The organism is Saccharopolyspora hattusasensis (genome assembly GCF_050972075.1).
In the GTDB taxonomy this organism is placed as follows: domain Bacteria; phylum Actinomycetota; class Actinomycetes; order Mycobacteriales; family Pseudonocardiaceae; genus Saccharopolyspora; species Saccharopolyspora hattusasensis.
The window spans coordinates 2,142,422-2,155,651 of sequence record NZ_JBPCDC010000001.1; the positions used below are offsets into that span (position 1 = coordinate 2,142,422).

At 70.5% G+C, this 13,230-nt stretch carries 15 protein-coding genes; 3 read left to right on the forward strand and 12 right to left on the reverse strand.

Features of this window, described 5'->3' with window-relative positions:
* Positions 1-154: 154 nt before the first annotated feature.
* Entirely contained in the window at positions 155-1,177 is a 1,023-nt protein-coding gene (locus ACRXBZ_RS09350; RefSeq protein WP_433878756.1) for a beta/alpha barrel domain-containing protein, read from the reverse strand.
* Between the two features lie 135 nt (positions 1,178-1,312).
* Between ACRXBZ_RS09350 and ACRXBZ_RS09355 the strand changes: the two genes are divergently transcribed.
* Positions 1,313-2,068 (forward strand): DeoR/GlpR family DNA-binding transcription regulator, encoded by a 756-nt coding sequence (locus ACRXBZ_RS09355; protein WP_433878757.1) that lies wholly within the window; start codon positions 1,313-1,315, stop codon positions 2,066-2,068.
* Positions 2,061-3,218 (forward strand): MFS transporter, encoded by a 1,158-nt coding sequence (locus tag ACRXBZ_RS09360; RefSeq protein WP_433878758.1) that lies wholly within the window; start codon positions 2,061-2,063, stop codon positions 3,216-3,218. The genes ACRXBZ_RS09355 and ACRXBZ_RS09360 overlap by 8 nt, the downstream gene beginning before the upstream one ends.
* 265 nt (positions 3,219-3,483) lie before the next feature.
* Here the strand turns inward: ACRXBZ_RS09360 and ACRXBZ_RS09365 are convergent, their stop codons facing one another.
* Positions 3,484-3,894, reverse strand: a complete 411-nt coding sequence (locus ACRXBZ_RS09365) for a hypothetical protein (RefSeq protein ID WP_433883834.1) — start codon at positions 3,892-3,894, stop codon at positions 3,484-3,486.
* Positions 3,895-3,961: 67 nt separating this feature from the next.
* A complete protein-coding gene (locus ACRXBZ_RS09370; protein ID WP_433878759.1) occupies positions 3,962-4,570 on the reverse strand; it encodes a nucleotidyltransferase domain-containing protein in 609 nt (202 codons plus the stop codon).
* Between the two features lie 105 nt (positions 4,571-4,675).
* Between ACRXBZ_RS09370 and ACRXBZ_RS09375 the strand changes: the two genes are divergently transcribed.
* Complete coding sequence (locus ACRXBZ_RS09375) at positions 4,676-5,050, forward strand: FKBP-type peptidyl-prolyl cis-trans isomerase (RefSeq protein ID WP_168584524.1); 375 nt, start codon at positions 4,676-4,678, stop codon at positions 5,048-5,050.
* A gap of 114 nt (positions 5,051-5,164) precedes the next feature.
* Here ACRXBZ_RS09375 and ACRXBZ_RS09380 read toward each other — a convergent pair whose 3' ends face one another.
* The 9 genes from ACRXBZ_RS09380 to ACRXBZ_RS09420 all read right to left on the reverse strand — a co-directional run bounded on the left by ACRXBZ_RS09380 (position 5,165) and on the right by ACRXBZ_RS09420 (position 12,845).
* Positions 5,165-5,932, reverse strand: coding sequence for an MFS transporter (locus ACRXBZ_RS09380; protein ID WP_433878760.1), 768 nt, complete (start codon positions 5,930-5,932; stop codon positions 5,165-5,167).
* A gap of 179 nt (positions 5,933-6,111) precedes the next feature.
* Positions 6,112-6,558, reverse strand: coding sequence for a PH domain-containing protein (locus ACRXBZ_RS09385; RefSeq protein ID WP_433878761.1), 447 nt, complete (start codon positions 6,556-6,558; stop codon positions 6,112-6,114).
* Positions 6,555-7,052, reverse strand: a complete 498-nt coding sequence (gene ribH, locus ACRXBZ_RS09390; RefSeq protein WP_168584526.1) for a 6,7-dimethyl-8-ribityllumazine synthase — start codon at positions 7,050-7,052, stop codon at positions 6,555-6,557. The genes ACRXBZ_RS09385 and ribH overlap by 4 nt, the downstream gene beginning before the upstream one ends.
* A complete protein-coding gene (locus tag ACRXBZ_RS09395) occupies positions 7,049-8,347 on the reverse strand; it encodes a bifunctional 3,4-dihydroxy-2-butanone-4-phosphate synthase/GTP cyclohydrolase II (protein ID WP_433878762.1) in 1,299 nt (432 codons plus the stop codon). The genes ribH and ACRXBZ_RS09395 overlap by 4 nt, the downstream gene beginning before the upstream one ends.
* Positions 8,347-8,994: a riboflavin synthase gene (locus ACRXBZ_RS09400; protein WP_433878763.1), complete on the reverse strand. Its 648-nt coding sequence runs from the start codon at positions 8,992-8,994 to the stop codon at positions 8,347-8,349. The genes ACRXBZ_RS09395 and ACRXBZ_RS09400 overlap by 1 nt, the downstream gene beginning before the upstream one ends.
* A gap of 24 nt (positions 8,995-9,018) precedes the next feature.
* Positions 9,019-10,041, reverse strand: coding sequence for a bifunctional diaminohydroxyphosphoribosylaminopyrimidine deaminase/5-amino-6-(5-phosphoribosylamino)uracil reductase RibD (gene ribD, locus ACRXBZ_RS09405; protein ID WP_433878764.1), 1,023 nt, complete (start codon positions 10,039-10,041; stop codon positions 9,019-9,021).
* A 75-nt stretch (positions 10,042-10,116) separates the two neighbouring features.
* A complete protein-coding gene (rpe, locus tag ACRXBZ_RS09410) occupies positions 10,117-10,797 on the reverse strand; it encodes a ribulose-phosphate 3-epimerase (RefSeq protein WP_168584530.1) in 681 nt (226 codons plus the stop codon).
* Positions 10,798-10,937: 140 nt separating this feature from the next.
* Positions 10,938-12,332: an amino acid permease gene (locus tag ACRXBZ_RS09415; RefSeq protein WP_433878765.1), complete on the reverse strand. Its 1,395-nt coding sequence runs from the start codon at positions 12,330-12,332 to the stop codon at positions 10,938-10,940.
* 105 nt (positions 12,333-12,437) lie between these two features.
* Positions 12,438-12,845, reverse strand: coding sequence for an OsmC family protein (locus ACRXBZ_RS09420; protein WP_433878766.1), 408 nt, complete (start codon positions 12,843-12,845; stop codon positions 12,438-12,440).
* Positions 12,846-13,230 lie beyond the last annotated feature (385 nt).

The window sequence follows — 13,230 nt, forward strand, 5'->3', positions numbered from 1 at the left end:
TGGGCAACAACTCGGCCGCCTGCCGCGGCGAAAGCTCCGGCGCCGGATTCCGTTGCGGTGCGGCGCCTTTCGGTCGGCCCCAGCAGATCCCCGCCGCCACGCCGAGCACGACGATGCCGAGGAGGGCCAGCACTCGATGCGAGCAACGCGGCGGTCAGCGCTCCGGGGGCGTGTAGTTCTCGATGCGGCGCAGCAGGTTCCGGATCCGGGCCGCGTACAGCGGGGACAGGGCGTAGCCCGGGTAGCTGGCGAACCAGCTGGCGCTGCCCAGGCTGACCGCGTCGGCGCCGGCCCAGAAGTACTCGCGGCAGTCGTCGAAGCTGCGGATGCCGCCGGTGGCGATGATCGGCAGCGTCACCCCGGCGTCGCGCAGTTCCTTGACCACGCGCAGGCCGATCGGCTTGATCGCGCGGCCGGAGAGCCCGCCGAAGCCGTTCTTCAGCAGCGGCTGCCCGGTGTTCGGGTCGAGCCGCAGGCCCTTGACGGTGTTGATCGCGGTCAGCGCCGACACCCCATGTCGGGCGGCCAGCCGGGCGTGGCCCAGGTAGTCGTAGTCCGGCGACAGCTTAAGGATCACCGGGTGGTTGCTGCGCGGCACCGCCTCGGCCAGCACCGATTCGATAATCTGGTCGAAGTCGAAGTTGACGTTGTGGCAGGAGACGTTGAACTCGACCGCGGCGATCTCGCCCACCGGCACCGCGGCGTTGACCTTGTCGACCAGCGTGACGAACTCCTCGGCGGAGAAGCCGCCGACGGAGATGATGGTGTTCTGCTCGCGGGTGCGCGGGTAGTAGTCGCGCAGGTAGGCGTCGATGCCGACGTTGCACCAGCCGAAGGCGTTGAGCCAGCCGCCGTCGACCTGCCGCAGCGCCTGCCCGTAGCGCTTGATCAGCGAGGGCAGCTCGTGCAGCGGCCACACGTCGCGGGTGGTGAAGTGCCCCTCGCGGGGTTCGACGGTGACCGTGCGGGTGGTGACCGCGCCGAACCGGGCCAGCGGCACGAACTGCGAGATCGGGCTCATGCCGTAGGGCACCAGCTTGGTGTTGGCCACGCCATAGCCGAGCAGGCTGGACGAGGTCACCAGGCGGTTGCGCAGTCTGATGTCGCCGAGCCGCACGCCGAGCTCGGACGGGACGTCTCGCACCAACCGAAGGTTGCGCTCCTGGGCCACGCTCACGATCTCCTCCTACCCGACGTCTCCACGCCATCGAGTCCATTGTCCCTCACCGGGAGCGGTGCACGGCCCCGGGTTCGCACGTTCAGATCGCGCGAAGTGTTGCCAGTTGAACATGAATCTTGTTCGATGGAACACATGGAAAGTTCGGAACGCACGTTGCTGATCATCGAGCGGCTGCGGCAGGCGGAGCGGGTGACCGTCGCGGAGCTGGCCGAGGCGACCCGGTCGTCGGAGATGACCATCCGCCGCGACCTCGACCAACTCGCCGAGCAGGGGGTTCTGCGCCGGGTCCGCGGCGGCGCGGTGAGCTTCCTGCGCGGGCACTCCGCGCCGTTTCCGGTCCGCGAGCGCGACGAGGCGGAGCTCAAGGGGCGGCTGGCCGTCGCCGTCGAGGAGCTGATCGCGGACTGCGAGTCGGTGATCATCGACTCCGGCACGACGACGCTGGAGGTCGCCAAGCGGCTCGCCCACCGCCGGATCACCGCGATCCCGCTCGACCTGCACTCGGTGAACGCGCTGAGCAACGCGTCGCAGGTCGACCTGCTGATGCCGGGCGGGCGGGCGAAGCCGGGCGAGCTGTCGTTCACCGGCCATCTCACCGAGGCCTCGCTGCGCGCGCTGCGGGTGGACACCGCGATCCTCGGCGTCTGCGGCCTGTCCGCGAAGCACGGCCTGACCGCGCACGACCTCGAAGAGGTGCCGGTGAAGCAAGCCGCGGTATCCGGCGCCCAGCGCGTCGTCGCGGTCTGCCACGGCGCGAAGTTCGCCCGCACCGGCCTGGGATTCGTCTGCCCGATCACCGATCTCGACGTGGTCGTCACCGACCGGTCCGCCCCGGCGGACGCGCGCGCGGAACTGGCGGCGGCGGGCGTGGAGGTGCGCGTTGTCTGAGACCACCGAGAAGACCGTCGCGGTCCCCCGGCAGGCCCGCTGGGCCGTCACGGTCTACTTCGTGATCACCGGAGCGGCGCTGGGCACCTGGACCGCGCGGATCCCGGCGATCAAGCAGGACCTGGGGCTGGACGACGCGCAGGTGACCCTGGCATTGTTCGCGGTCGCGGCGGGTTCGGTGCTGGCGATGCAGGTCGTCGGGCACCTGTCCGACCGCCTCGGCAGCGCGCGGGTGCTGGGCCCGGCCGGGATCGCGATGGCGGCGAGCCTGCTGCTGCCCGGCTTCGCGGGAAGCCTGCCGATGCTGGTGATCGGGCTGCTGGTGTTCGGCGTCGGGCACGGGACCGTCGACGTGGCCATGAACACCCACTCGCTGCAGGTACAGCGGCGATACGGGCGGCCGATCGTGAGCACCTTCCACGCGATGTTCAGCGTCGGCGGCCTGCTCGGCGCCGGAGTCGGCGCGCTCGCAGCGCACGCGGAAATCGGTGTGGGCGCGCATTTCGCGCTCGTCGCGGCCGCGCTGGGCGTGGTGTCGGTGATCGCGCGGCGCGGCCTGCTGCCGCCGGAGGAGCGCGTTCCCGGCAGTTCGGTGCGGCAACGCGGGATTTCGCCGGGGATCGTGTTCCTGGGCGTGCTGGCGTTCTTCTGCTCGCTGGGCGAGGGCTCGATGGCGGACTGGTCGCCGCTGTACCTGCACGACGTGCTGCTGACCAGCCCGGCGGTCGCGGCGACCGGCTACGCGGTTTTCTCCGCGATGATGGCCACCTTCCGCTTCCTCGGCGACTTCCTGGTCGCCCGGCTCGGGCCGGTCATGCTGGTGCGGGGCTGCGGCGCGGTCGCGGGCGTCGGCTTGGGCGGTGCGCTGCTGCTGCAGCACCCGGTGGCGGCGATCATCGGGTTCGCCCTGTTCGGCATCGGCCTGTCGTGCATCATCCCGCAGGTATTCAACGCGGCGGGCAACCGCGATCCCAGCCGCAGCGGCCGGGATCTTGCGCAGGTCAGCACGCTCGGCTACGGCGGCCTGCTCGCGGGTCCGGTGGCGATCGGCCTGATCTCCAGCTGGACGGACCTGACCATTGGCCTGGCGGTCCCGGCGCTCCTGGCGATCTTCGTCGCCCTCTCCGCCCGGGCACTCCGCCCCCGCTGAGCCCCAGTTTCAACTGAAACTGGGGTGTTCATGAAAACGCACCGGAGAGGTGCAGAATTGCGGACCTTCGGCGTGTCGAGCCACGACACGCCGAAGAGTGTGGACAACTTCCGCAATTTCAATGGAAATTGCGGACCTCGAAGCGTCGGGGGCCGAGCCGGGCTCCGCGGTTCATCAGCTCCAGGGGCGCTCGACGAGGCTTTCCTCTGGTCGGTCCAATACGGGTTTGCGGGCCCGCGGATGAGACCGCCCTACGACGGCAGGTTCAGGCCACCAGCAGGCCGATCCCGAGCGTCACGACGCCGACGGCCAGCGACAGCGCGCCGAGCCACAGCAGCGCGATCAGCCCGTTCGGCCGGTGCACGTCGCGGACCGCCGAGGACACGAAGAAACCCGCCGACATCAGCACCGCCGCAACCGGCACGCCGAGCCGGGCGACCCAGCCGAGCGCGCCCGTCAGCTGCGTGGCGTCCGCCAGCACCAGGCACACCAGGGCGAGCGTGACGAGCACGCCCGCGTGCGCGTGCCCGGCGCGGGCGAAGTTGCGCTGAAACTCGGTCATCGGCACCTGGCCGCGCACGATCTTGGTCAGGAACCAGCCGCCGAACTCGATGGTCACGATGGTCAGCAGCACGACGCCCGCTATGCACTGGCTGGGCGCGCTCAACGACAACACCTGCATGAAGCCCCTGAAGTCTCACAACGCCGTTATAAAACACAGTTACAAAACCAGCGTCAAGACTTCAGAAGGCCCGCGCGGCGGCTCCCCTGGCCGCGGACACCGCCGCGTCGCACAGGGCGCGCGCCTCGTCGACCGCCTCGATGAGCGATTCCGCGCTCAGCCCGGCGATGACCCGGTCGATGTCGCGCAGCCCCGCCCGGGTCAGCAGGCGCTTCTCGTTCGTCACCCACTCGCCGCGAGCCGCGAGGACCGCGTGCGCCGCCTGGCAGGCGGCTTGCTCGATCATCCCGGCCGTCTCCGCGAGCCGACCGTGCGCCGCGTGGTTCGCGCGGGCGTAGGCCAACCCCATGGCCGCCTGCCCTCTCCAGACCGGCGGCGCGGCCCCGCGGAGCGCGTCCGGATACGCCGGGCGCGGCAGCTCCCCGCGCAGCACCCGGTTGATGGCCAGCTCGGCGACCACCAGGTAGCTGGGGATCCCGGCGAGGTGGAACATCAGCGACTGCCACTCGAACCGGCCGGCCCGCGCCTCGGCGAGCTCGTGCTCCACCACGTCCAGGTCGCGGTAGTGGACGTCGACGCGGCGCCCCTCGATCTGCAGCCACGCGCCTCCGTTGAACACGCCGCCGCCCCAGTCGCCCAGCGAGGATCCGGACTCGGCGCATTCGCTCATCGGTGCGGCTTCGGGTCGGGCGCGTGCGGTCCGCTCCGGATTGTTCGAGAGAATTCACCGGCAGCCTTGCACGACGCTGCGCACCACCGATCGAGGAGAACGCACGTGAGCATCGAGAAGCCGAAGGTCGAGCGGCCGACCGGGAACCCCCCGGCCGACCTGCAGATCGAGGACATCACGGTCGGCGACGGCCAGCAGGCCGTGGAAGGCACCGTGGTGGACGTCCACTACGTGGGTGTCTCGCACAGCACCGGCGCGGAGTTCGACGCGAGCTGGAACCGCGGCCAGCCGCTGCGCGTGCAGCTCGGCAAGGGCCAGGTCATCGCGGGCTGGGACACGGGCCTGCAGGGCATGAAGGTCGGCGGCCGCCGCAAGCTCACCATCCCGCCGCACCTCGCCTACGGCGACCGCGGTGCCGGCAACGTCATCAAGCCCGGCGAGACACTGGTCTTCGTCTGCGACCTGGTCGCGGCCAGCTGACGACCGCGGCCCGCGAGCGGGGCTGGCGATTTCGCGCGAAATCGGCACTTGCCAGGCGTGGCCAACGCCGATTTCGCGCGAAATCGCCACCTCGTGCGTCGCGGGCCGCGCCGGTCAGCCCATGCGGAGGCGGCGGACCGGCGGTAGCAGGAACGCGTAAACCGCCGCACCGGTCAGCGCCACTCCTCCGACGATCAGCAGCGGTAGCACGAACGAGCTGGTCAGACCGGTGAGCACGCCGATCAGGATCGGGGAGACGATCCCGGCGATGTTCGCGGCGGTGTTCTGGATGCCGCCGAGCGAGCCGATGTGCCCCGGGGTGAGCGGGGCCAAGGCCATCCCCATCGACGGCGAGGACACCGCCAGCGCGATCACCGAGGTGCCCAGCAGCCCGCCGACCAGCGGGATCTTGCGGGCGACCGTCAGCGACGTGCCGCTCAGCGGCTCCGCATCCCGGCAGGTGCGCGAACACGTCGCGGCGGCACCGGAGGGCTTCGAGGCTACAGCGGCAGCGACCGGGAGCTGGCCGACGTGCTGGCGGCAGGCGGTACCGGTGCCGTGTCGGGTTGCGCCGCCGCGCTCCGGGACGTGTTCCTGGCGCTGGGCGAAGCCGTCCGGGCCGGGCGCGGCGGCTCCGCGGAAACCCGAGCGGTTCAGGAGAAGGCCGATCGCGTGGTGGCCGCGCTGGGGCCGAGCATCGGGCGGATCAAGTGCGCCCAGCGCCTTCGCGGGCTGCCCGCCGGGGAATCCCGGATGGCGGTCGTCCACCCGGACGCCGAAACCGAGGCGATCGTCGCGGATCTGGTCGCGGAGAACGCGCGATAACCTGGTACCCGCCGTGCCCCAGGGATCTTCCGGCGGGGCGAGACCCAGAACGACCACAGCCGTTCCCTTAGGAGTCGACTTGAGCTTCCCCTCCCTGGTGCAGCGGTCGCTTGGCGACCGGGTCGCTCACGAGCTGCGGGTCCGCATCATTGGCGGAGAGCTGACTCGCGGCACCCGGCTGGTCGAGCCTGAAGCTCCCGATTCCACCCGGAACCGGGAGCTTTCGAAGTCGATCGTCAGTTGGCGGCGGAACCGGCCTGGCGGCGGAGTTCGCGGAGCCGGCGCATCGCGGTGATCGCCTGCTCGCCGTCGGCGGCCTGGATCGCCATGATCGGCACATACTCGTCCTCCGGCAGCTCCAGCCGGGCCCACGAGGCGCCGTCCGGGAAGCTGAAGGCCTGCACCAGCGGCCACGAGTAGCGCTGGGTGCCGATGATGTTGCGGACCTCCACGCCGTCGGCGTCCGCGCGCAACCGGGGCCGGGTCAGCAGCAGCACGCCGGCACCCAGCAGCACGCCCAGCAGCACCATCGACACCTGGTCGGACACCGAGAAGAACGCGCCGGTCGGGGTGTTCCGCAGCAGCAGGCCGGCGACCGCGAACACCAGCACCAGCGCAACCGCGATCGGGATAGCCACCCGCCGCACCTTCCGCGGCCGGACCTCCACCCGCTCCGCACTCACAGGAATCCTCGCTCTCCGTCCCAGCCGCGCAGCTCCCGCAGCACCAGTGCCGTCTCCAGCGCCGCCGCGGTCGCCTCGAAGCCCTTGTCCTCCACCGAGTCGTCGAACCCGGCCCGCTCCTCGGCCTGCCGCATGGTGTCGCAGGTCAGCACGCCGTTGCCGATGGCCGTCGACTCGTCCAGCGCCACCCGGGTCAGGCCCTGGGTGACCGAGTCGCAGACGTACTCGAAGTGCGGGGTGCCGCCGCGGATCACCGCGCCGAGCGCGACCACCGCGTCGTGCTGGTGCGCCAGCTGCTGGCAGACCACCGGGAGCTCGATCGAGCCCGGCACCCGCACCACGGTCGGCTCGGCGATGCCCGCCTCCTTCGCCGCCGCCAGCGCGCGGGAGAGCATCTGCTCGACTAGCCGCTCGTGCCAGCGGATCGCGGCGATGCCCAACCTCAGGTCGCCCGCTTTCGGCACGCTAATCCGCGGCCGTCCCTCGCCACTCATGCCGTAACTCCAGTCTCGCCATTGATCGAGGAGTCCTCGCCATCGTCGAGATTGTCCAGCACGTGGCCCATCCGGTCGCGCTTGGTGCGCAAGTAGCGGATGTTCTCCGGGTTCGGGCGGATCGGCAGCGGCACGCGGTCCACGATCCGCAGCCCGTAGCCCTCCAGCCCGACGCGCTTGGCCGGGTTGTTGGTGAGCAGCCGCATCGACTTCACGCCCAGGTCGCACAGGATCTGCGCGCCCTGCCCGTAGTCGCGGCTGTCGACCGGCATGCCCAGCGCGACGTTGGCGTCCACGGTGTCCGCGCCGTCGTCCTGCAACTGGTAGGCCTGCAACTTGTGGATCAGCCCGATGCCGCGGCCCTCGTGGCCGCGCATGTAGAGGACCACGCCCCGACCGGCCTCGGCGACCTTGGCCATCGCCGCGTCCAGCTGCGGGCCGCAGTCGCAGCGCAGCGAGCCGAGCACGTCGCCGGTCAGGCATTCGGAGTGCACCCGCACCAGGATGTCCTCGCCGTCGCCGATCTCGCCGTAGACCAGGGCCAGGTGCTCGATGCCGTCGATGGTGCTGTCGTAGCCGAAGGTGCGGAACGTGCCGTGCCCGGTGGGGATGCGGGCCTCGGCGACGCGCACCACCTGCTTCTCGAAGCGGCGGCGGTAGGAGATCAGATCGGCGATGGTGATCAGCGCCAGGTCGTGCTCCTCGGCGAAGACCTCCAGCTCGTCGCGGCGGGCCATGTCGCCCTCGGACTTCTGGCTGACGATCTCGCACAGCGCACCGGCGGGGCGCAGCCCGGCGAGGCGGGAGAGGTCAACCGCCGCTTCGGTGTGCCCGGGGCGGCGCAGCACGCCGCCATCGCGGGCGCGCAGCGGCACGACGTGGCCGGGCCGGGTGAGGTCCTTGGCGGTCGACGCCTCCTCGGCCAGCACGCGCAGCGTCTTCGCGCGGTCGGCGGCGGAGATGCCGGTGCTCACGCCCTCGGCGGCGTCGACCGTGACCGTGTAGGCCGTGCCCTTGCGGTCCTGGTTCCAGTAGTACATCGGGGGGAGGTCGAGGCGGTCGCAGTCCTCGCCGGGGAGACCGACGCAGATGTAGCCGGAGGTGTAGCGGACCATGAACGCCACCAGCTCGGGCGTCGCCTTCTCCGCGGCGAAGATCAGATCGCCTTCGTTCTCACGGTCTTCGTCATCGACCACCACCACCGGGCGCCCGGCCGCGATGTCGGCCAACGCGCGCTCGATGCTGTCGAACTTGTTCGTGCTCACCGTGTTCGCAACCTCGTCCTCGGGGTTCATCACCGCGTCTCCCTGACGCCGCCATTGTCCCCCGAACGGCCCTGCGCACCATGGTCTTGGTGGACCAATTGCGCTGCGGCGAGCCGTTCCAGGTGCTTGGCCAGCACATCCACCTCGATGTTCACTTCGTCACCCGGCTCGCGCCGCCCCAGCGTGGTCAGCTCCTTGGTGGTGGGGATCAGCGCGATGCTGAACCCGGTTTCGCCGGCGTCCACCACCGTCAGCGATACCCCGTCGACGGTGATCGAGCCCTTTTCCACCAGGTAGCGGGACAGGCGTTGCGGCAGGTCGAAGCGGGTGAGCCCGTCGGCGTCGGTGCCGCGCAGCACCGCGGTGCCGTCGACGTGGCCCTGCACGATGTGCCCGCCGAGCCGGTCGCCGAGCGCCATCGCGCGCTCCAGGTTGACCCGGTCGCCCGGCGCGATGCCCTGCATCGAGGAGCGGCGCAGCGTTTCGGCCACCACGTCCACGGTGAACCGACCGTCTCCCACCGTCACCACGGTGAGGCAGACGCCGTTGACCGCGATCGAATCGCCGTGCTTGGCATCTTCGGTCACCACCGGCCCCGCGATGGTCAACCGGCTGCCGTCGGCCAACGGTTCGACCGCTTCGATGGTGCCGAGCTCCTCGACGATCCCGGTGAACACCTGCTGCCTCCTAGCAATACCTGGTCAGCGGTCCAGCGGGACCGCGCTGACCCGCACGTCCGGGCCACTCATAGTCGTCTCTTCGACATGCAACCGCCATGCCTCCGAGATGCTTCCCACTCCCGCTTCGCCGAGGGCGGCCGGTCCGGCTCCGAGCAGCAGCGGGGCGATGTAGGCGAGCACCCGGTCCAGGCACCCCGCCGCCACGAACGCCCCGGCCAGCCGCGGGCCGCCTTCCAGCAGGACATCGACGATGCCGCGGTCGGCGAGGGCGGCGAGCACCGCGGCCGGGTCGCCGCCGGGCAGCTGGATCGTTTCCGCCGCGTCGTCGAAGACCTTTGCGCCGCGCGGGATCTCGCGGTCGCCGACGACGACGCGCAGCGGCTGCCGGGCCGGCAGCGTGCCGTCCGGCGCGCGGGCGGTCAGGTGCGGGTCGTCGGCGAGGACCGTGCCGGTGCCCGCGACGATCGCGTCCATCTGCGCGCGCATCCGGTGTACCTCGGCCCGGGACTCGGCGGAGCTGATCCACTTGCTGGTGCCGTCGGCCGCGGCCGAGCGGCCGTCCAATGTGGCCGCGTACTTCCAGGTCACGTGCGGCCGCCCGGTGCGGGCGAAGTGCAGCCAGGCCCGCAACGGCCCCCGCTCCACCTCACCGGCCAGAAGTCCACTGTGGACGTCGATGCCCGCGGCGCGCAGCACGTCGGCGCCACCGGCGGCCTGCGGATTGGGATCGGAAACCGCGTGCACCACTCGCGCGATCCCGGCCGCCCGCAGGGCATCCGTGCACGGTGGTGTCCGGCCGGTGTGCGAGCAGGGTTCCAGCGTGACCACGGCGGTGCCACCGGCGGCGCGCTCCCCCGCCGCACGCAGCGCGACGACTTCCGCGTGCGGCCCGCCCGGCGGCCGCGTCGCACCGACGCCGGCGACCTCGCCGCCGGCATCCAGCACCACGCAACCCACCGGCGGGTTGGGGCTGGTCGTGCCGCGCACCTGCTCGCTCGCCGCGATCGCGGTGCGCATCGCCCGCTCCTCGGCACGAGCGACCATCGTTCCCCCTCCCATCCCCGCAATTTCAATGGAAATCGAACCTTCGATTTCAATGGAAACTGCGGGGGAACGTGGTCATTGACGCGCGTGGGCGAAGTTGGGGGCCGCCTTGGCACGCAGCGCCTCGACCGCCTTGGCCGGGTCGTCGGCGTTGTACACCGCCGAGCCCGCCACGAAGCAGTCCACCCCGGCCTCCGCCGCCTGCTCGATGGTGTCGGCGTTGATGCCGCCGTCGATCTCCACCAGCAGGTTGAGGTGGCCGGTGTCGACCAGCTCGCGCGCCTTGCGGGCCTTGTCCAGCACCTCGGCCATGAAACTCTGGCCGCCGAAGCCCGGCTCCACCGACATCACCAGCAGCGTGTCGTAGTGCTTGAGCACCTCGACGTACGGGTCCAGCGGGGTGTTCGGCTTGACCGACAGGCCCGCCTTCGCGCCGGCGGCGCGCAGGTCCTTGGCGATGGCGATCGGGTCCTTGGCGGCTTCCACGTGCACCGTGACGTTGTGGGCGCCAGCCTCCGCGTAGCCGATGGCCCAGCGGTCCGGGTCCTCGATCATCAGGTGGCAGTCGATCGGGATGTCGGTCGCCTTCAACAGCGACTCGACCACCGGCAGACCCAGGGTCAGGTTGGGCACGAAGTGCGCGTCCATCACGTCCACGTGCAGCCAGTCGGCGCGCTGGCCGGGGGCGCCGTTCACGGCGGCCATCTCATCGGCGAGGCGGGCGAAATCGGCGGAAAGGATGGAGGGCGCGATCATCGGCTGGTTCGACACATGCGCGAGTGTAAATCCCAGGTCTCGCGCCTCCCGGAGCGCCCTAGCGCTCCGCTCCTCACCCGATCGGCCCAAGGAGGAGGGGCACCCGCGACCGAGCAAACCGGGGCGCGGGCGCCCGTCGCTCACTCGGTTCCCGCGGGGGTCCGGCGGCGGATGATGTAGTACGCCGCGCAGAGGATCAACAGGAACGGCACGCCCGCCTTCCATGCGGTGTCGAACTGCTCGGTGAACGGCGTAGTCAGCAGCACGGCCGCGACGAACAGCATCGCCAGCACCGTGGTCACCGGCGCCCCCGGCAGCTGCACCGGCGAGGGCGGCAGGCCCTCCAGGGCCCGCCGACGCCGGAACACCAACTGAGTGGCGAAGATCATCAACCACACCACGAGAGCGCCGAACAGCGCCAGACCCAGCAGCATCGGGAACGCGGTGTCCTCGGCGACCACCGACAGCGACGCGGCCAGCGCCAACCCGACCGCGGAAAGCACCAGAGCCCGGCGCGGCACCCCGTTCGCGCTGACCTCCGCGAACCACTTCGGCGCGTAACCGTCCAGGGCGAGCGAGTGGGTCATCCGCGCGGTGAGGTACAGGTTGGTGTTCATCGCCGACAGCGCCGCGGTGAGCACCACGAAGTTCATGATCCCGGCCGCGGCAGGGATGCCCACCAGGCTGAATAGCCGCACGAACGGACTCTCCGTGACTTCGCCGGAGGAGGACGCCTCGTTCCACGGCAGGATCGAGACGACCACCAGCATGCCGAGCACATAGAACAGCCCCAGCCGGAGCACCATCCGGCGCGCCGCCCGCGGCACGTCCCGGCCGGGGTTCCGGGATTCGGCCGCGGTCATCGAGACCGCCTCGGTGCCCAGGTACGAGAACGTGACGACGGTCAGCGCCAGCCACACCGCGCCGATGCCATTGGGCAGGAATCCGCCGTGCTCGGTCAGCGCGCCGACGCCGACGGGCTGCTGGCCGGGCAGGCCGAAGACGATGTAGACGACGCCGAGCACCACGAACACCACGATCGTGACGACCTTGATCATGGCGAACCAGTACTCGAACTCGCCGAAGAAGCGCACCGCTGCGATGTTGATCGCCAGCATCAGTACCGAGAAGCCCACCACCGGCATCCAGAGCGGCAGCTGCGGGTACCAGAACTGCACGTAGAGCCCCGCCGCGATGACCTCGCTGCCGATGTTGACCACCTGCGCGGCCCAGTAGATCCAGCGGGACACGAAACCCGCGAGCCCGCCGAGGTAGCGCTGGATGACCGCCCCGAACCCACCGGCCTCGGGGTGCACCACGATCATCTCGGCCAGCGCGTAGGCCAGCGTCAGCGCGGCGAACGCGGCCACCGCGTAGGCGATGATCACTGCCGGTCCGGCGATCGAGATCGCCAGGCCGGAGCCGAGGAACAGCCCGGTGCCGATGGCGCCGCCAATGGCGATCATGCCGACCTGGCGTCCGGAGAGGTCCCTGCGCAACCCGGTCTGCCGTGCCGGTGCGGTCTCCTGTGCCACTGTCCTGTGCCTCCCATTCGTCGCGCACCAGGTGTCGGTGCGCGACGAGCACCTTACGACGCGATCCCGGTCCTGGGATCGCCCATTTGCACACTCGTAGTGCAGTCAGCGCGGGAGCGACAGCTCGATCGGGGTGCCCTCCGCGACCGAGCGGCTGACGGTGCAGTACTTCTCGACGGCGCGCTGCACGGCGTCGACGAGCTTGCCGTGGCCTTCGACCCCGCTGAGATCGACGTCGAAGCTGACCTGGACGGACGCGAATTTGTGCTTGTCCTCCGGGACCTTGGTCCGGTCGGCGTGCACCGTCACCTTCGCGTCCTCGCCGAGCCGCCGGACCAGCAGGTTCTCGCTGGTGACCGCGGAGCAGGCGGCGATGGCGGCGAGCAGCAGCTCGCCGGGGGTGAAGGCGTCGGGAGCGTCCTCGCGGCCGATCGTCACCTCGCCGCCGCGCGGGTTGGTCGCGGTGAAGGTGTGCTGACCGGTCCGGGTCACTTCGACCGGAGTGGAAGACATTCGTACCACCTGACGTCGGTTGCAGTTGCCGGTCCAGCCTCGGTGCGGAACCGTGAACCGTTAACCATTTCGGCGGCCCCGTTGTTCCAACCAGGACTGAGAGCCTGTCGGCGAATGCCGTCCGCGCCTTTGGAAGCGGCGTAGCCGCTTGCATTCACCTTGCCAAGAAGACCATCGGCGGGTTCTGAGAGGTTTTCTGGCGAGGACGGCCCCTCCGCCGCGTATTGGACATACATCAGGAGGGGCACCCGCAGTCCAGGGAACCTCTCAGGTTCCGCTAAGCGACCACCCACCCAGACCATTCACCAACAGGATCTGAGGTCATGACCACTACGCCCGAGGAAGGGCTGCACCGCTGTTATCGCCGCGCGACCTGATCGTTTCC